This window comes from Streptomyces sp. NPDC039423 (genome assembly GCF_055598725.1).
In genome coordinates, this window is record NZ_JBVKAH010000001.1 from 942,674 (window position 1) to 959,989 (window position 17,316).

Annotated in this window: 13 protein-coding genes; 6 read left to right on the forward strand and 7 right to left on the reverse strand. The window is 72.1% G+C overall.

The window, feature by feature from the left end; all coding sequences use genetic code 11:
• Positions 1-93: 93 nt before the first annotated feature.
• Positions 94-3,225 (reverse strand): isoleucine--tRNA ligase, encoded by a 3,132-nt coding sequence (ileS, locus tag ACZ7LK_RS04220; RefSeq protein ID WP_392276178.1) that lies wholly within the window; start codon positions 3,223-3,225, stop codon positions 94-96.
• Between the two features lie 559 nt (positions 3,226-3,784).
• Here ileS and ACZ7LK_RS04225 point away from each other — a divergent pair.
• The 5 genes from ACZ7LK_RS04225 (at position 3,785) to ACZ7LK_RS04245 (ending at position 9,251) form a co-directional block, all read left to right on the forward strand.
• Positions 3,785-5,554, forward strand: coding sequence for a TraR/DksA family transcriptional regulator (locus ACZ7LK_RS04225; RefSeq protein WP_471138289.1), 1,770 nt, complete (start codon positions 3,785-3,787; stop codon positions 5,552-5,554).
• 68 nt (positions 5,555-5,622) lie between these two features.
• On the forward strand, positions 5,623-6,183 hold the full coding sequence (gene lspA, locus ACZ7LK_RS04230; protein WP_392276180.1) for a signal peptidase II: 561 nt from the start codon (positions 5,623-5,625) through the stop codon (positions 6,181-6,183).
• A 17-nt stretch (positions 6,184-6,200) separates the two neighbouring features.
• Complete coding sequence (locus tag ACZ7LK_RS04235; RefSeq protein ID WP_392276181.1) at positions 6,201-7,142, forward strand: RluA family pseudouridine synthase; 942 nt, start codon at positions 6,201-6,203, stop codon at positions 7,140-7,142.
• The gene (locus ACZ7LK_RS04240; RefSeq protein ID WP_392276182.1) at positions 7,139-7,606 is read left to right on the forward strand and encodes a GNAT family N-acetyltransferase; all 468 of its coding nucleotides are present in this window, start codon (positions 7,139-7,141) and stop codon (positions 7,604-7,606) included. Before ACZ7LK_RS04235 ends, ACZ7LK_RS04240 begins: the two co-directional genes overlap by 4 nt.
• Before the next feature lie 58 nt (positions 7,607-7,664).
• Positions 7,665-9,251, forward strand: a complete 1,587-nt coding sequence (locus tag ACZ7LK_RS04245) for a Na+/H+ antiporter (protein ID WP_392276183.1) — start codon at positions 7,665-7,667, stop codon at positions 9,249-9,251.
• Positions 9,252-9,275: 24 nt separating this feature from the next.
• Here the strand turns inward: ACZ7LK_RS04245 and ACZ7LK_RS04250 are convergent, their stop codons facing one another.
• Entirely contained in the window at positions 9,276-10,451 is a 1,176-nt protein-coding gene (locus ACZ7LK_RS04250) for a mechanosensitive ion channel family protein (RefSeq protein WP_471138292.1), read from the reverse strand.
• A 31-nt stretch (positions 10,452-10,482) separates the two neighbouring features.
• Here ACZ7LK_RS04250 and ACZ7LK_RS04255 point away from each other — a divergent pair, with 31 nt between their 5' ends.
• Positions 10,483-11,052: a dienelactone hydrolase family protein gene (locus ACZ7LK_RS04255; protein WP_392276185.1), complete on the forward strand. Its 570-nt coding sequence runs from the start codon at positions 10,483-10,485 to the stop codon at positions 11,050-11,052.
• Between the two features lie 142 nt (positions 11,053-11,194).
• Here ACZ7LK_RS04255 and ACZ7LK_RS04260 read toward each other — a convergent pair whose 3' ends face one another.
• The 5 genes from ACZ7LK_RS04260 to ACZ7LK_RS04280 all read right to left on the reverse strand — a co-directional run bounded on the left by ACZ7LK_RS04260 (position 11,195) and on the right by ACZ7LK_RS04280 (position 17,219).
• Positions 11,195-12,196, reverse strand: a complete 1,002-nt coding sequence (locus ACZ7LK_RS04260; RefSeq protein ID WP_471138295.1) for a zinc metalloprotease — start codon at positions 12,194-12,196, stop codon at positions 11,195-11,197.
• Positions 12,197-12,492: 296 nt separating this feature from the next.
• Positions 12,493-14,148: an alkaline phosphatase D family protein gene (locus tag ACZ7LK_RS04265; protein ID WP_471138297.1), complete on the reverse strand. Its 1,656-nt coding sequence runs from the start codon at positions 14,146-14,148 to the stop codon at positions 12,493-12,495.
• A 106-nt stretch (positions 14,149-14,254) separates the two neighbouring features.
• Positions 14,255-15,070, reverse strand: coding sequence for a DsbA family protein (locus ACZ7LK_RS04270; RefSeq protein WP_471138299.1), 816 nt, complete (start codon positions 15,068-15,070; stop codon positions 14,255-14,257).
• A 72-nt stretch (positions 15,071-15,142) separates the two neighbouring features.
• Complete coding sequence (locus tag ACZ7LK_RS04275) at positions 15,143-15,829, reverse strand: hypothetical protein (RefSeq protein WP_392276189.1); 687 nt, start codon at positions 15,827-15,829, stop codon at positions 15,143-15,145.
• Positions 15,830-15,866: 37 nt separating this feature from the next.
• Positions 15,867-17,219 carry a DUF2252 domain-containing protein gene (locus ACZ7LK_RS04280; protein WP_392276190.1) on the reverse strand — a complete coding sequence of 451 codons (1,353 nt, stop codon included), beginning with the start codon at positions 17,217-17,219 and terminating at the stop codon, positions 15,867-15,869.
• Between the last annotated feature and the right edge of the window lie 97 nt (positions 17,220-17,316).

Consider the following 17,316-nt stretch of genomic DNA (forward strand, 5'->3'; position numbering starts at 1 on the left):
CACCCGTTCCGCCCCGGCGGAACGACTGCCCACAACGGGGCGGGGCGGGAGCGAGGGGGGAAGGGCCCGGCCGGGGCCGGGCCCTTCGGGTGGTCAGGCCTTGCGGAGGCGGAACGTGAGGGACAGACCCTCGTCGGTGAACGGTTCGCCGTACGTCGCGTCCGCGTCGGTGGACGCGAAGTCCGTGGCCAGGACCTCGTCCGCGATCAGCTCGGCGTGGTCCGCGAGGGCCGAGACGACCTCGGGGTCGGTCGACTCCCAGCGCAGGGCGATACGGTCCGCGACGTCCAGGCCGCTGTTCTTGCGGGCCTCCTGGATCAGGCGGATCGCGTCCCGGGCCAGGCCCGCCCGGCGCAGCTCCGGGGTGATCTCCAGGTCCAGGGCGACCGTCGCGCCCGCGTCGGAGGCGACCGACCAGCCTTCCCGGGGCGTCTCCGTGATGATCACCTCGTCGGGGGCCAGGGTGATCGTCTCCCCGTTGACCTCCAGCGTCGCCTCGCCGTTGCGGAGGGCGAGGGAGAGCGCGGCGGCGTCGGCGGCGGCGACCGCCTTGGCCACGTCCTGGACACCCTTGCCGAAGCGCTTGCCGAGGGCACGGAAGTTCGCCTTGGCGGTGGTGTCGACGAGCGAGCCGCCCACCTCCGAGAGGGAGGCCAGCGAGCTGACGTTCAGCTCCTCCGTGATCTGGGCGTGCAGCTCCGGCGACAGGGCCTCGAAGCCCGTCGCGGCGACCAGGGCGCGGGAGAGGGGCTGACGGGTCTTGACGCCCGACTCCGCGCGCGTGGCGCGGCCCAGCTCCACCAGACGCCGCACCAGGGCCATCTGGGCGGAGAGGGCCGGGTCGATGGCGGAGAGGTCCGCCTCCGGCCAGGTGGAGAGATGGACGGACTCGGGCGCATCCGGGGTCACCGGGACGACCAGGTCCTGCCAGACACGCTCGGTGATGAACGGGGTGAGCGGGGCCATGAGGCGGGTGACCGTCTCGATGACCTCGTGCAGCGTCCGGAGGGCCGCCTTGTCGCCCTGCCAGAAGCGGCGCCGGGACCGGCGCACGTACCAGTTGGAGAGGTCGTCGACGAACGCGGACAGCAGCTTGCCGGCCCGCTGGGTGTCGTACGCCTCCAGGGCCTGGGTGACCTGGTCGGTCAGGGCGTGCAGCTCGGAGAGCAGCCAGCGGTCCAGGACCGGGCGGTCGGCGGGGGCGGGGTCGGCGGCGGAGGGCGCCCAGTTCGAGGTGCGGGCGTACAGCGCCTGGAAGGCCACCGTGTTCCAGTAGGTGAGAAGCGTCTTGCGGACGACCTCCTGGATGGTGCCGTGGCCCACGCGCCGCGCCGCCCACGGGGAGCCGCCGGCCGCCATGAACCAGCGCACCGCGTCGGCGCCGTGCTGGTCCATGAGCGGGATGGGCTGGAGGATGTTGCCCAGGTGCTTGGACATCTTCCGGCCGTCCTCGGCGAGGATGTGCCCGAGGCAGACGACGTTCTCGTACGAGGACTTGTCGAAGACCAGGGTGCCGACGGCCATCAGCGTGTAGAACCAGCCGCGCGTCTGGTCGATGGCCTCGGAGATGAACTGCGCCGGGTAGCGCTTCTCGAAGAGGTCCTTGTTCTTGTACGGGTAGCCGTACTGCGCGAACGGCATCGAGCCCGAGTCGTACCAGGCGTCGATGACCTCGGGGACACGGGTGGCCGTCTCCCGGCAGGTGGGGCACGGGAAGGTGACGTCGTCGATGTACGGGCGGTGCGGGTCCAGGGACGACTGGTCGGTGCCGGTGAGCCCGGACAGCTCGTCGAGCGAGCCGACGCAGGTGAGGTGGTTCTCCTCGCAGCGCCAGATCGGCAGCGGGGTGCCCCAGTAGCGGTTGCGGGAGAGCGCCCAGTCGATGTTGTTGTTGAGCCAGTCGCCGAAGCGGCCGTGCTTGACGGAGTCCGGGAACCAGTTGGTGTTCTCGTTCTCCTCCAGGAGCCGGTCCTTCACGGCGGTCGTACGGATGTACCAGGACGGCTGCGCGTAGTACAGCAGCGCCGTGTGGCAGCGCCAGCAGTGCGGGTAGCTGTGCTCGTACGCGATGTGCTTGAAGAGCCGTCCCCGGGCCTGGAGGTCGGCCGTGAGGGCCTCGTCGGCCTTCTTGAAGAACTGGCCGCCGACCAGCGGAACGTCCTCCTCGAAGGTGCCGTCGGCCCGGACGGGGTTCACCACGGGCAGGCCGTACGAGCGGCAGACCTTGAGGTCGTCCTCACCGAAGGCGGGGGACTGGTGGACCAGACCGGTGCCGTCCTCGGTGGTGACGTAGTCCGCGTTGACGACGTAGTGGGCGGGCGCCGGGAACTCGATCAGCTCGAAGGGGCGCTCGTAGGTCCAGCGCTCCATCTCGGCACCCGTGAAGGTCCGGCCGGTGGCCTCCCAGCCCTCGCCGAGGGCCTTGGCGAGGAGCGGCTCGGCGACGACCAGCTTCTCGGTGCCGTTCGTGGCCACGACGTAGGTGACCTCGGGGTGGGCGGCGACGGCCGTGTTGGACACCAGGGTCCAGGGGGTCGTCGTCCAGACGAGGAGGGCGGCCTCCCCGGCGAGGGGGCCGGAGGTCAGCGGGAAGCGGACGAACACGGAGGGGTCGACGACCGTCTCGTAGCCCTGGGCCAGCTCGTGGTCGGACAGGCCGGTGCCGCAGCGGGGGCACCAAGGGGCGACGCGGTGGTCCTGGACCAGCAGGCCCTTGTCGAAGATCTCCTTGAGGGACCACCACACCGACTGGACGTACTCCGGGTCCATGGTGCGGTACGCGTCGTCCAGGTCGACCCAGTAGCCCATGCGGGTCGTCAGCTCGGCGAACGCGTCGGTGTGGCGGGTCACGGACTCGCGGCACTTGGCGTTGAACTCGGCGATGCCGTACGCCTCGATGTCCTTCTTGCCGGAGAAGCCGAGCTCCTTCTCCACGGCCAGCTCGACCGGCAGGCCGTGGCAGTCCCAGCCGGCCTTGCGGGCGACGTGGTAGCCGCGCATGGTGCGGAAGCGGGGGAAGACGTCCTTGAAGACGCGGGCCTCGATGTGGTGGGCGCCCGGCATGCCGTTGGCGGTGGGCGGGCCCTCGTAGAAGACCCACTCGGGGCGGCCCTCGGACTGCTCAAGGGACTTCTGGAAGACCTTGGCCTCGCGCCAGAAATCGAGCACGGCGTGCTCGAGCGCGGGCAGGTCGACCTGGGCGGGTACCTGGCGGTACTGCGACATCGAATCCTCCGGCGGACTGTTCCTCGTTCCGTCGGAGGGACGAGAGCGCCTGCGCTGCGCGGCTCCCGCGGTACCACCCTCCTTGGCCCCGGGCGCCTCGTGGGCGCCCTGAGCCCCCTCATTGGGGTCGCGATGCCGGGTCTACTGACCGCGCGGTCTCCCGCGGGCGTTCTTCCGGCGGCTCCGGGGTGATGCTTCACATCGGGCTCGCCCCCGGGCTCTCACCGTCCCCGGGTCGCTCATGGCTGCGTACGACGCTACTCGTCCCCATCCAAGCCTTTCGCTGCGCCCAGTGTAAGGGCCCGACCGGCGAGCGGCCGACCCCTTTCCCGGCGGGTGGGCTAGTGACCCGAATGGCCACACGCGGTCCGACCGGCTCGGGGGCGGGTGCGGAGGCGGATTACCGGGCGGGGAGCTGGGCACAACGGATGCAGGCCGTCCTGGCCGCGGGTACGGGGCGTCCGTACCGGCGGCGTGCCCCGTTGCCGCGGCGCTCCGGTCGATTTATCGTCCCAGCACGATTCGCGAGCAAGATCACAATATGTGAAGGGGCCGCGAGATGGTGGCGAAGAAGACCGCCGAGAAGAAGACGGCGTCCGGCAGATCCGCCGCCACGGGCGCGGCGGCCAAGGACACGACGGGGAAGAAGAGCACGGCGTCGGCGACGGCCGCGGGGCGGGCCGCGCCCGCCCGGGCCCGCAAGACGGTCACGAAGAAGGCCGTGGGCGGTGCGGCAACGAGCAGCACCGCGCGGGGCGGCACCGCTGCCGCTGCCGCGAAGCGGGCGGACCGGTCCGCGAAGCGCGCCGAGACGGCGGAGGCCGCGGCGCCGACCCCGCCGGGGCGCACCGCCTCCGACCGGGCCGCGCCGGCGGCCAGGAAGACCGCCGCCCGGGCCACGGCCCAGAAGGCCGCCTCCGGGGCGGGCCGTGCCGCTCCCGGGACCCCCGCCCCGGACGGCGGCACCCCGGAGGCGCCCGCCCGGAGGGCCGCTGCCGCTGCCCGGAGCACCTCCGCGCCCACCCGTAAGGCGACCGGGGAGGCCGGCAAGGAGCCGGCCGGCAAGAAGGAGGCGTCTGGCGGCGGCCGCGCGGGGAAGAAGACCGCTGCCGACGAGGGGGGCGGCGCCGGTACGCCCGCCGGAACGGCGACGGGCGGGGCGACCGCCGGCGGGGCGACCGCCAAGGGAGCGACCACCGCCAAGAAGACGGCCGGCAGGGCGCCCGCCAAGGAAACGACCGCCAAGGAAACGACCGCCAAGGAGGCGACCGTCAAGCAGGCCACCGCCGGTAGGGCGTCCGCCAGGACAGCGACCCCAGGCAAGGCGACCGCCAAGGATGCGGCTGCCGACAGGGCGAGCGCCGGAGCAGCGACCTCCGGCGAGACCACCGCCAAGAAGACGGCCGCCAAGAAGTCGACCACCACCAGGAAGGCGACCGCCAGTAAGGCAGCCGCCAAGGCAGCCGCCCACGAAGCGACCTCCGAAGCAGCGACCGCCGGCACGACGACCGCCAGGAACACCACCACCAAGAAGACGGCCGCCGACAAGACCACCGCCAAGAAGACGGCCGCCGACAACACCATCGCCAAGGACACCACCGGCAAGAGCACCACCGCCAGGAAGACCACCGGCAAGGAAACGACCGCCAGGAGCACCACCGCCGGCAAGAGCGCCAAGAAGGCCACCGCCCGGGAGGCGGGTTCCGCGGAGGTGGCGGAGGGTGGGGCGGGGGCCCTCGGCGGGGTCCGGGCGGGGAACGAACGCGTGGCCGGCAAGGCCGCGGGAAAGGCCGCAGCCGCGGCCGAGGGGGCGGCCGAGGCCGCGGAGAAGACAGGAGCCAGGAAAGTGGCAGCGAAGAAGACCGCGGATGTGACCACGGCGCCGGCCGCCTCGGCCGTACCGACCGCCAGGGGCGTCGCCGAGACGGCGCCCGAGGACCTCGCCGTACGGCCGGGGGAGGAGCCCTGGAGCCCCGAGGAGGTCGCGGAGGCGCGGGCCGAGCTGGAGAGCGAGGCGGTCCGCCTCCAGGCGGAGATCACCGCCTCCGAGGAGGCCCTGTCCGGGCTGATGCGGGACTCCGGGGACGGCGCCGGGCACGACGAGGCCGACACCGGGACCAAGAACATCACGCGCGAGCACGAGATGGCGCTCGCCGCGAACGCCCGGGCCACGCTGGAGCAGACCCAGCACGCCCTCCAGCGGCTCGACACGGGGACGTACGGCCTGTGCGAGGTGTGCGGCAAGCCCATCGGCAAGGCGCGGATGCAGGCCTTCCCGCGCGCCACCCTGTGCGTGGAGGACAAGCAGAAGCAGGAACGGAGGGGCTGAGGGAGCCGCGTCCGCACGTGTGTGCCGTACCCTCGTGCTCAGTCAGGCACCTAGGTTGAGGGACTCACGTGGCAGAGGCGGAGCGCACCATCGGTACGCCGGATCTTGACGACGAGGCTGCGGCGCCCGCCGAGCAGCCCAGGGGCAGGCGCCGCGTCATGGCGCTGTTCGGCGTGGCCCTGGTGGCCTACCTGCTGGACCTCGGCAGCAAGATGCTCGTCGTGGCCAAGCTGGAGCACCACGAGCCGATCCAGGTCGTGGGAGACCTGCTGAAGTTCGTGGCGGTGCGCAACCCTGGCGCGGCGTTCGGCATGGGCGAGGCGTTCACCGTGATCTTCACCTGCATCGCGGCGACGGTCATCGTGGTGATCATCCGCCTGGCGCGCAAGCTCTACAGCCTGCCCTGGGCGATCGCGCTGGGGCTGCTGCTCGGCGGTGCGCTCGGCAACCTCACCGACCGGATCTTCCGGTCGCCCGGCGTCTTCGAGGGCGCGGTCGTCGACTTCATCGCGCCCGCGCACTTCGCCGTGTTCAACCTGGCGGACTCGGCGATCGTGTGTGGCGGGTTCCTCATTGTGATCCTGTCGTTCCGGGGGCTGGACCCGGACGGGACCGTCCACAAGGACTGACAAGGCATACTCGACGGGTGAGCACGATTCCCGAGATCCGTACGCTGCCCGTTCCCGATGGCCTCGAAGGCGAGCGCGTCGACGCCGCCATCGCCCGTATGTTCGGGTTCTCCCGGACCAAGGCGGCCGAGCTGGCCGCGGCCGGGAAGGTGCTCGTCGACGGCGCCGCCGTCGGCAAGTCCGAGCGGGTGACCGGCGGCGCGTGGCTGGAGGTCGAGATGCCGGGGGCCCCGGCCCCGGTGCAGATCGTCGCCGAGCCCGTCGAGGGCATGGAGATCGTGCACGACGACGACGACATCGTCGTGATCGCGAAGCCGGTCGGCGTGGCCGCGCACCCGAGCCCGGGCTGGACCGGGACGACCGTGATCGGCGGCCTGGCGGCGGCCGGGTACCGGATCTCCACGTCCGGCGCGGCCGAGCGGCAGGGCATCGTGCACCGCCTGGACGTCGGTACGTCCGGGCTCATGGTGGTGGCCAAGTCGGAGCGCGCGTACACGCTGCTCAAGGCGCAGTTCCGCGACCGTACGGTCGACAAGCGGTACCACGCGCTCGTGCAGGGGCACCCCGACCCGCTGAGCGGGACGATCGACGCGCCGATCGGGCGCCACCCGAACCACGACTACAAGTGGGCGGTCACCGCCGAGGGCAAGCCCTCGGTGACCCACTACGACCTGATCGAGGCGTACCGCGCGGCCTCCCTGCTGGACATCAAGCTGGAGACCGGCCGCACCCACCAGATCCGCGTGCACATGTCGGCCCACCGCCACCCGTGCGTCGGCGACCTGACCTACGGCGCCGACCCGACGATGGCCAAGCGCCTCGGCCTGACCCGCCAGTGGCTGCACGCGGTGCGCCTGGGCTTCGAGCACCCGTCCGACGGCCGCTGGGTCGAGTTCGCGAGCACCTACCCCGACGACCTCCAGCACGCCCTGGACCGGATCGCCGCGGAGAGCGCGTGAGCGGATTCGTCGTCCGGGAGGCCGTGAGCGCGGCCGACCGGGAGGCCGGTTTCGCGGTGCGCCGCGCGGTCTTCGTCGTCGAGCAGGGCGTTCCCGAGGACATCGAGTACGACGCGTACGACGCGACCGCCGTCCACGTACTGGCCGTCCGCCGCGCCGACGGGGCGGCCCTGGGGACCGGCCGGCTGCTGCACGGGGCGGATGCGGCCGGCAAGACCGGCGGCGCCGAGGGCGTGGGCTCGCTGGGCCGGCTCGCGGTGGCCGCGGCCGCGCGGGGCCTGGGGGTCGGCGTGGCCCTGGTGCGGGCCGTCGAGGAGGCGGCACGCGCGCGTGGGCTGACGGCGGTGGACCTCCACGCCCAGACGCACGCGCTCGGCTTCTACGAGCGCCTCGGGTACGAGGCGTACGGCGAGGAGTTCCAGGACGCCGGGATACCGCACCTCGCGATGCGACGGGTCCTGTGACGCGCGTGGCAGGGTTGAACTCCTGATCATCGTGGAGTGAACGGCCGGAGGGCGCACCATGGACCAACTGGCGCTGCTGCTCGTGCTGCTGCTGGGGGCGGTGCTGTCCGTACCCCTCGGCGAGCGGCTGGGGCTGCCCGCCCCGGTGCTGATGACGCTGGCGGGCATCGTGCTGGCGCTGCTGCCCTTCGTGCCGAACGTGGAGGTCCCGCCGGAGTTCATCCTCCCGCTGGTGCTCCCGCCCCTGCTGTACGCGACCGTGCAGCGGACGTCGTGGCGCCAGTTCGCCGCGAACCGGCGGCCCATCTTCCTGCTCGCGGTGGCGCTGGTGTTCGTCACCACGGCCGCCGTCGCCGCCGTGGCGAGCGCCGTCGTCCCGGGGCTGCCGCTGGCGGCCGCGGTCGCGCTGGGCGCGCTCGTCGCACCGCCCGATCCGGTCGCCGCGACCGCCGTGGCCGGCTCCCTGGGGCTGCCGCGGCGGCTCGTGTCCATCCTGGAGGGCGAGGGACTGTTCAACGACGTCACGGCGATCGTGCTCTACCACGTGGCGATCGGCGCCGCCGTCGGCGGAACGTTCTCCTGGGGGGAGGCCGCGGGCGAGCTGGTGCTGTCCGCCGTCGTCGCCGTACTGGTCGGGCTGGCGCTGGGCTGGCTCTCCAACAAGCTGATGGGCCTGCTCGGCGACGCCACCCTCCAGACGGGGCTCACCCTGCTGGTGCCCTTCGTCTCCTACGTGCTCGCCGAGGAACTGCACGGCTCCGGTGTCCTCGCCGTCCTCGTCACCGCCCTCTTCCTGGCCGAGCACGCCACGGACGCCGACGACGTGATGGGCCGGATCGCGGGCCGCACCTTCTGGGAGATCGTCGACACCCTCGTCACCGGCGTCGCCTTCGGGCTGATCGGCCTGGAGCTGCACAACGTCTTCGGCACGGCCGACGGGCGGGAGCTGCGGATGCTGGGCTGGGGCGCCGCCGTCGTCGTGTGCGTCGTCGGCGTACGGCTGCTGTGGCTGCTGCCGGCGACCTGGCTGGCCAAGCGGCTGCACACCCGCCGGGACTACGACGAGGAGATCCCCATGAGCTGGCGGGAGACCGTCGTCATGTGGTGGTCGGGCATGCGGGGCGTGGCGTCGGTCGCGCTGGCGCTCGCCATCCCGTTGCACACCGAGGACGGGGCGCCGTTCCCCGGCCGGGACGAGATCGTCTTCATCGCCTTCTGCGTCATCATGGCGACCCTGGTCTTCCAGGGACTCACCCTGCCGTGGCTGGTCAGGAAGCTGGGCGTACGCGCCGACACGGACGCGGAACGGGACCTGGAGCGCAGGCTCGCCGTGCGGGCCGCGGGGGCGGCGAAACGGCGCCTCAAGGAGATCGAGGAGGTCGAGGACCTGCCGGAGGACCTCCAGGAGCGGCTCCAGCGCATCGCGTTCGACGTGGGGGCGCGGATCAGCCCCGACCTGGTCGATGAGGAGCGGCGGTCCGCGTCCGCCCGCCGGGTGGAGCGGTTCCGGGCGATGCAGCGCATCCAGCGGGAGCTGATGTCGGCCGCGCGCCACGAGGTGCTGGCCGCCCGCAGCGAGCCCGGCGCCGACCCGGAGGTCGTGGACCGGGTGCTGCGCCACCTGGACGTCCGCAGCCTGCGCTGACCCCGCGCGCCGAGCGACGAGGGCTCAGCCGCGGCCGATGCGGGGGGCGCCCGCCGGGGCGTCGCCGTTCGGGACGTACTCGTCCGCGTTGTTGCTGTGCACCTCCGCCTGGCGGGGCGGGCGGTCCGCCGCCTTGCCGAGCGCGGGCCACTGGCCCTCCGGCGGCAGTGTCGCGGGGGCGGTGGCGATGCGCGGGAGCGCGTACCGGTGCTCGTCGAGCAGCCAGGCGATCATCTGCTCCCGTACGACACAGCGCACGGTCCAGACGTCGTCCGCGTCCTTCGCCGTGACCACGGCCCGCACCTGGATGGTGCTCGGTGTGGTGTCGGTCACGGCCAGGGACCAGTCGCGGCCGTCCCAGGCGGGGCAGTCCGCGAGGATGCTCTTCAGCTTGTCGCGCATCAGGGCCACCGGGGCCGCGTGGTCCAGGTGGAAGAAGACCGTGCCGGTCATCTGGGCCCCGCCGCGCGACCAGTTCTCGAACGGCTTGCTGGTGAAGTACGACACCGGCATCGTGATCCGCCGCTCGTCCCAGGTGCGTACGGCCAGGAACGTCAGCGTGACCTCCTCCACCACGCCCCACTCGCCGTCCACCACGACGGTGTCGCCGATCCGCACCATGTCGCCGAAGGCGATCTGGAAGCCGGCGAAGAGGTTGCCGAGCGTGGACTGCGCGGCGACACCGGCGACGATGCCGATGATGCCCGCCGAGGCCAGCATCGAGGTGCCGATGGTCCGGAAGTCGGGGAACGTCAGCAGCATCGCGGCGGCGGCGACCACACCGACGACCGCCGTGACGATCCGCATGATCAGCGTGACCTGCGTACGGACCCGGCGGACCCGGGCCGCGTCACGGGTGGAGGAGGCGTAGCGGGCGTAGCTGGACTCCACTATGGCCGCGGCGATCCGGATCACCAGCCAGGCGCTCGCCCCGATCAGCACCAGGCTCAGTACCTGCCCTATCCCGGCCTCGTGGTCCTCGATGAGCCGCCAGCGGGTCTGGGCGTACGCACCGCGCAGCAGCGCGGTGAGCAGGACGACCTGCAAAGGCAGCCGACAGCGGCGCAGCAGCCCCCACAGCGGGGTCTCGTGGTGCCGGGCATCGGCTCGGCGCAGCGTGATGTCGACGAGGTAGCCGACCACCAGCGTGAGCGCGACCGAGCCACCGACGACGGTCAACGGGCGCAGTGCGTTCTCCATGGGCTCCGAATCCAACTGGCAGGATGGCCGGATGAACATCATGCTCTTCCACTCGGCCTACGGTCCGCGCCCGGCCGTGCACGCCGCAGCCGACCGGCTGCGTGCCGCCGGGCACCACGTGCACGTGCCCGACCTCTATGACGGTCAAACGGCCGCCACCCTGGAGGACGGCATCGCGCTGAAGGACGGGATCGGCAAGGAAGAGCTGCTCAGGCGGGCCGTCATGGCCGCGGCTCCGTACTCGGAGCAAGGGCTCGTGTACGCCGGGTTCTCGCTGGGGGCGTCCGTCGCCCAGACCCTGGCGCTCGGCGACGAGAGGGCGCGGGGGCTGCTGCTCCTGCACGGCACGTCCGACATCGCGCCGAACGCCTCGGTGGACGAGCTGCCCGTGCAACTGCACGTGGCCGATCCGGATCCGTTCGAGCCGCACGACTGGCTGAACGCCTGGTACCTGGGGATGCGGCGGGCCGGTGCGGACGTCGAGGTCCACCGTCACCCGGGCGCCGGACACCTGTACACCGACCCGGACCTGCCGGACTACGACGAGGAGGCCGCCGAGCGGACCTGGGCCGTCGCGCTGTCCTTCCTGGAGGGCCTGTAGGCGCCGGTCCCGGCCCGGTGCTCCGTACGCGCATGGGCATGGGCACGGGCATGGGCACGGGCACGGGCATAGGCACGCACACGGGCGCGGGCACGGTGCCGCGCGTACGCCGCACCGTGCCCGTGCCACTCCTGCCGGGTCGTCAGCCGGCGCGGTACGCGGTCCAGTGCTCCTTCATGCGCTGCACCTGGCCGCCGGTGAACTGGTACATGCAGGCGTCGTAGGTGTAGTCCATGAAGTTGTGGATCGGGTCGGTGCCCGCCTTGCTGGCGCAGGTGTCGCGCCCGGTCGGGCACTGGTAGGCCGCGCTCTTCTCGGCGGGGGTGTCGGTGACGTAGTCGCCGTTGCCGTTACAGCCGCCCTGGAAGGTGTGGTAGAGCCCCATCCAGTGGCCGACCTCGTGCGTGCCGGTGTCGCCCTCGGCGTAGTTGGCGGCCGTGCCGCCCGGGAGGGAGGCGTCGAGCACGACCACGCCGTCCATGCTGGGGTTCGACCGGTACGAGGACGGGAAGGTCGCCCAGCCGAGAAGGCCGCCGCCGAGGTTGGCCGTGTAGAAGTTGAGCGCACCGGCACCGCCCTTGCGGAGGGCGGACTTCATGGCCTTCTCCTCGGCCGAGCCGGAGCTGAGGTTGTACCAGGCGGCGTTGTCGGTGTAGTCGGTGCCGGCCAGCGAGAACTGGAAGCCCGAGTCGGTGTTGCCGGTGCCCTGGCCGCCGTAGGCGGCGTTGAGGACGGCGAGCTGCCCGCTGATGTCGGCGGCGTCGAGCTTGCCGGTCTCGCCGTCGTGGATGACGTGGAAGTAGACCGGGATGGTCGTGGCGGCCGCGACGCTCATGCGGCTGCCGTTCGCCCGCGCCGCCTCCAGTCTCTTCCGCAGGTCCGCGTCCATGGCCTTGGCCTTGGCGTCGGTCACCTCGTTGGGCTCGTGCGCGTGGGCGGCGCTCCCGGGCTTGATCTCGCGCGCGGCCGCTCCCGCGCCGGCCTTGCCGTCGACGCACTCGTCGGTGACGGCGGCGGTGGGCGACGAGGCGGCGGCGACGCCCGTCGGGGCGGAGAGCGGGAACAGCGCCAGGGATCCGGCCATGGCCGCCGTGGCCAAAGCACGACGGTGCAGACGCGGAGATATCCGGGCAAGAGCACGCATGGTGACTCCTCGGGGGGGTTGTGGAGAGGGACTTCCTCGCCACCGCCGGGGAGATTACGTGGCCATGTCAGATCTTGATGAGCATTGAACAAGCCCAATCAATCGTTGAGTAATTGACGACATCCGGGAGAAATCCTTCGGCCCGTTCCAGGCTGTGAGACGCGCATGTAACGGAACACGACATCAAGGCGGGCGGTGTGTCCGGATTCGATCTACCGGAACACGCCGCCCGCCATGGCTGGGTGATCTTCTGTTAACAGGAGCAGGATTGGCTGAAAATCGCCCCTGAGGGAGCGTCAGTGCACCGGGGCGTACACCCGCTCGACCTTCTGCGTTCCACTGGCCGTCCGGTAGGAGCGGATCCAGGCCGACGAGGCGTCCGGCCTCCTCTTGTCGGACACGGTGTAGTAGTCCATCTGCGAGCGCTCCGCGGTCACGTCCAGGACGCCGTACCCGTGGTTGTCCATGTCGACCCACTTCACATGCCGGTTGGCCCCCCGGATCGCCGTCGCGGCGACCAGCGAGACGGTGCCGGGGGCGACGTGGAGGAGGTCGTCCAGGTTGTCGGACGTCACCGACGTCACGACGAACTCGGTCGCCGCCGACCGGGACGCCGGGTAGGTGGCCGCCGTCACCGGGACGTCATTGGCCCACGCCATGTGGATGTCGCCGGTCAGGAACACGGTGTTGGTGATGGACCGGTCCGTCAGGTGCGCGAGCAGCTCCCGGCGGTCGTCCGTGTAGCCGTCCCACTGGTCCACGTTGATGGCCAGGCCGCCCTTGGGCAGGCCCAGCAGCTCCGTGACCGGCCCCAGCAGGTGGGACGGCAGGGAGCCGAAGGCGACCGGCGAGATCATCACCGAGGTGCCGACCAGCTTCCAGGCCGCGTCGGAGGACGCCAGCCCCGCCTTGAGCCAGTCCAGTTGGGCGCGCCCGGTGATGGTGCGGTCCGGGTCGTCGACCCGGCCGCTGCCCGTCGACGCCTGCTGGGACCGGAACGAGCGGAGGTCCAGCAGGTGCAGGTCGGCCAGCCTGCCGAAGCGCAGCCGGCGGTAGACCGTGCCCTCGGTGGAGGCCCGGACCGGCATCCACTCGAAGTACGCCTGCTTCGCGGCCGCCGCCCGGGCGGCCCAGTCGCCCTCCGCGCCCGGCGTGTGGTTGTCCGCGCCGCCGGACCAGGTGTCGTCGGCGAACTCGTGGTCGTCCCAGATGGCGATCACCGGGTGCGCGGCGTGCAGCGCCTGGAGGTCGCCGTCCGTCTTGTAGGTGGCGTGCCGGAGGCGGTAGTCGGCGAGGGTGACGATCTCGTGCCTCGGCTCGTGCTGCCGCACCACGTAGTCGGGCTTGGGATAGCCGCCCGTCTCGTACTCGTATATGTAGTCACCCAGGTGCAGGACCGCGTCCAGGTCGGTCCGGGCCGCGAGGTGGCGGTACGCGGAGAAGTGGCCGGCCTCCCAGTTGGCGCAGGAGACCACGCCGAAGCGGACCCCGGCCGTCGGGGCGTCGGCGGCCGGGGTGGTGCGGGTGCGGCCCACCGGGGAGACGGCCGTCGAGGCGTCCGTACCGGCGCTGAAGCGGAAGTGGTAAACGGTCTCCTGGCGCAGGCCCCGCACGTCCACCTTCACGGTGTGGTCGGACGCGGCCGTCGCCGTGACGGCGCCCCGCGCCACGATCCGGGTGAAGGCCCTGTCCTCGGCGACCTCCCATCTCACCTCGGTGTCCGGGCCCTTGCCGGACCCCGGCACGGCCTCCGGGGACGGGGTCACCCGCGTCCACAGCAGGACACCGTCGGGCAGCGGGTCACCGGAGGCGACGCCGTGGAGGAAGGCGGGGATCCTGGCCTCCGCCGCGGCGGACGTGGCGGCGCCCAGGACGGGAGCGGCGACAGCGGTGGCGGCAGCGGCCTTGACGACCGTGCGGCGGCTGGGGGCAGAAAGGTTTCGACTGGTCACGGCCGATCAGATTACTGATCGGTAGAGCACTCGGGCGGGTGAACTGCCCTCTGTTCACCCGCCCTTGGCCGAAAGCCACGCCCCGCTCACCGCGTGGCCTCCTCCGCTACCCCTTGAGGGCCTTGTCGACCGCGGTGGTGAACTCGGCGGCGGTCATCGGGGCGTTCTCGCCGCCCGCTTCCGTGACCGGCTTGCCGTCCATCTTCAGCGTGGGCGTGGCCGACACGCCGCTCTTGTCGAAGGCCTCGGACATCTTCATCGCCCAGGCGTCGAAGGTGCCCTCCTCGACGTTCTTCCGGAAGGCGGCGTTGCCCTTCAGGGCCGGGACCGTGTCGGCGACCTCCAGCAGGTAGGAGTCCTTGGCGAACGCGTCCTTGCTCTCCTCGGGGTGGTACTTCGCCGAGTAGAGCGCCGCCTTGTAGTCGAGGAACGCCTCCGGGCCGACGTCGAGGGCGGCGCCCAGCGCGGACAGGGCGTTCTTGGAGCCCTCGCCCCGGTCGCTGTTGTCGATGAACGTCGCACCGACGTACCTGAGCTTGTACTTCCCGGCGGCGACGTCCTTCTCGACCGTCTCGCCGACCTGCTGCTCGAACGTGGCGCAGACCGGGCAGCGGGAGTCCTCGTAGAGCTCCAGCGTCTTCTTGGCGGCGGGCTTGCCGATCACGACGGTGGTGCCGTCGGCGCCCGAGGTGTTCTTCGGCGCGGTGACGCCCTTGGCGTCCTTCGCCGCGTCCCAGTGCGAGGGCTCGTTCGCCCGCATCACGGCGTAGCCGATGCCGCCGGCGACCGCCAGGACGCCGACGACCGAGACGGCGACGGTGATCTGCCGGCGGACCTTGTCCTTCTTGGCCTGGCGCTCGCGCTCCTGGCGGAGCCGTTCGCGGGCCGCCGCCTTGTTGGCCTGGCTGTTGCGTGCACTCATGGTGGTCTTCTCCGTGGATCCGTACGAAAGGGGGGACTGCCGTGCCCGGGCGGCGGACAGCCGCCCCGGTGGTCAGGCGGCCAGGGCCGCCCGGCACGGCGGTCCGCGCCGTCCCACGGAGTGCACGAGGAGACGGGTGCGCGACCGGCGCGGCCGGCTCGCGGGCCGCGGACCCCGCCGTACGGTCCGGCCGGCCGCGGCGACCACGGCGACCGCGAGCAGCAGGGGCCGGAAGGCGAACGCCGCCACCGACCGCACCAGCCCGGCCAGCGCGTCCTCGCCCCGCCGCAGCCACGCCGAGGCGATCAGCCCGACCGTGACGTGCGCGGCCAGCAGCAGCCACGGCAGCGCCGGGTCGGGGGAGCGGAGCAGCGCCATCGCGCCGCTCTCCGGGCCGGCGACCCCCGGCAGCGGCATGCCCACCGGGCCCCCGCACAGCACGTCGACGCCCACCGACCGCAGGGACCCCGCCACGGGGCCGCCGGCCGGGCCGTAACAGACGTGCTGACCGGTGGTGAAGATCGTGTCCGCGGCCAGCTCCAGCGGCACCAGGAGCCCGGCGATGCTCCAGAACCCGCGCTGCGCGCCCGCCAGCGCGTACGCGACGCCGAAGACCCCGGCCGCCACGCCGGCGACGGTCGCCACCGGCAGCGCGACGCCGGACAGCAGCACGTGGGAAGCCACGGACAGCGTCACGACCAGTGCCGTGAAGAACGCCGCCCGCAGCCACCTGAGCCGGGTCCCGGATATGCCGTCCATCGTCCGAGAGTCTGCCACGCCCGCCCGTAAGCGGTCCCTAAAGGATCCGGCCTGCGCCCGTGCCCTGGAGGCCGGGGATCCGGCCGTTGCGGAACAGGTCGACGAAGATCTGGTGGTCGGCGCGGGCCCGGGCGCCGTAGCCGTGCGCGAAGTCCACCAGCAGCTCCCCGAAGCCCTCCTCGTCCGCCGCGATCGCCGCGTCGATGGCCCGCTCGGTGGAGAACGGCACCAGGGAGTGCCCGCTCTCGTCGTCCGCCGCCGCGTGCATGGTGGCCGTCGCCCGGCCGAGGTCGGCGACCGTCGCGGCGATCTCCTCCGGGTCGTCGATGTCCGACCAGTCCAGGTCCACCGCGTACGGCGAGACCTCCGCCACGAGCTGTCCGGAGCCGTCCAGCTCCGTCCAGCCCAGCCACGGGTCGGCGTGGTCCTGGAGGGCGCGCTGCGAGATCACCGTGCGGTGCCCCTCGTGCTGGAAGTAGCCGCGCACCGCCGGGTCGGTCACATGACGGGAGACCGCCGGGGTCTGCGCCTGCTTCATGTAGATCACGACGTCGTTCTCCAGGGCGTCGCTGTTGCCCTCCAGGAGGATGTTGTACGACGGCAGCCCGGCCGACCCGATGCCGATGCCGCGCCGCCCCACCACGTCCTTCACGCGGTACGAGTCGGGGCGGGCCAGGCTCGCCTCCGGAAGCGTCTCCAGGTACCCGTCGAACGCGGCCAGGACCTTGTAGCGGGTCGCGGCGTCCAGTTCGATCGCCCCGCCGCCGGCCGAGAAGCGGCGCTCGAAGTCCCGGATCTCCGTCATGGAGTCCAGCAGCCCGAAGCGGGTCAGCGAGCGGGCGACGCGCAGCGCGTCCAGCAGCGGTCCCTCGGCGCTGTCCAGGGTGAAGGGCGGGACGTCGTCGTCCTTGGCGCCCGTGGCCAGGGAGCGGATCCGCTCCCGGTAGGCGGCGGCGAAGATCCGCACCAGCTCGGTGATCTGCTCGTCGCTGAGCGCCTTGGCGTAGCCGATCAGCGCCAGGGAGGCCGACAGCCGCTTGAGGTCCCAGGTGAAGGGCCCGACGTACGCCTCGTCGAAGTCGTTGACGTTGAAGACCAGCCGGCCGTGGGCGTCCATGTACGTGCCGAAGTTCTCCGCGTGCAGGTCGCCGTGGATCCACACGCGGGCGGTCCGCTCGTCCAGGTAGGGCCCGCCGTGCCGCTCCTCGCCGAGGTCGGCGTAGAAGAGGCAGGCCGTGCCCCGGTAGAAGGCGAAGGCCGACCCCGCCATCTTCCGGAACTTGACCCGGAAGGCGGCCGGGTCGGCGGCCAGGAGCTCGCCGAAGGCGGTACCGAAGACGGAGAGGATCTGCTCACCGCGCTCCTCGGCGGTGGGCTGGGGGACCGACATCGCGGGGTGCCTCCTGGTGCTCACGTGCGGATGCGCGCGTGACCGCGCGCATGACAAAGGGGACAGGCCCTCCGTCCCCTCCAACGCGTGACCGTAC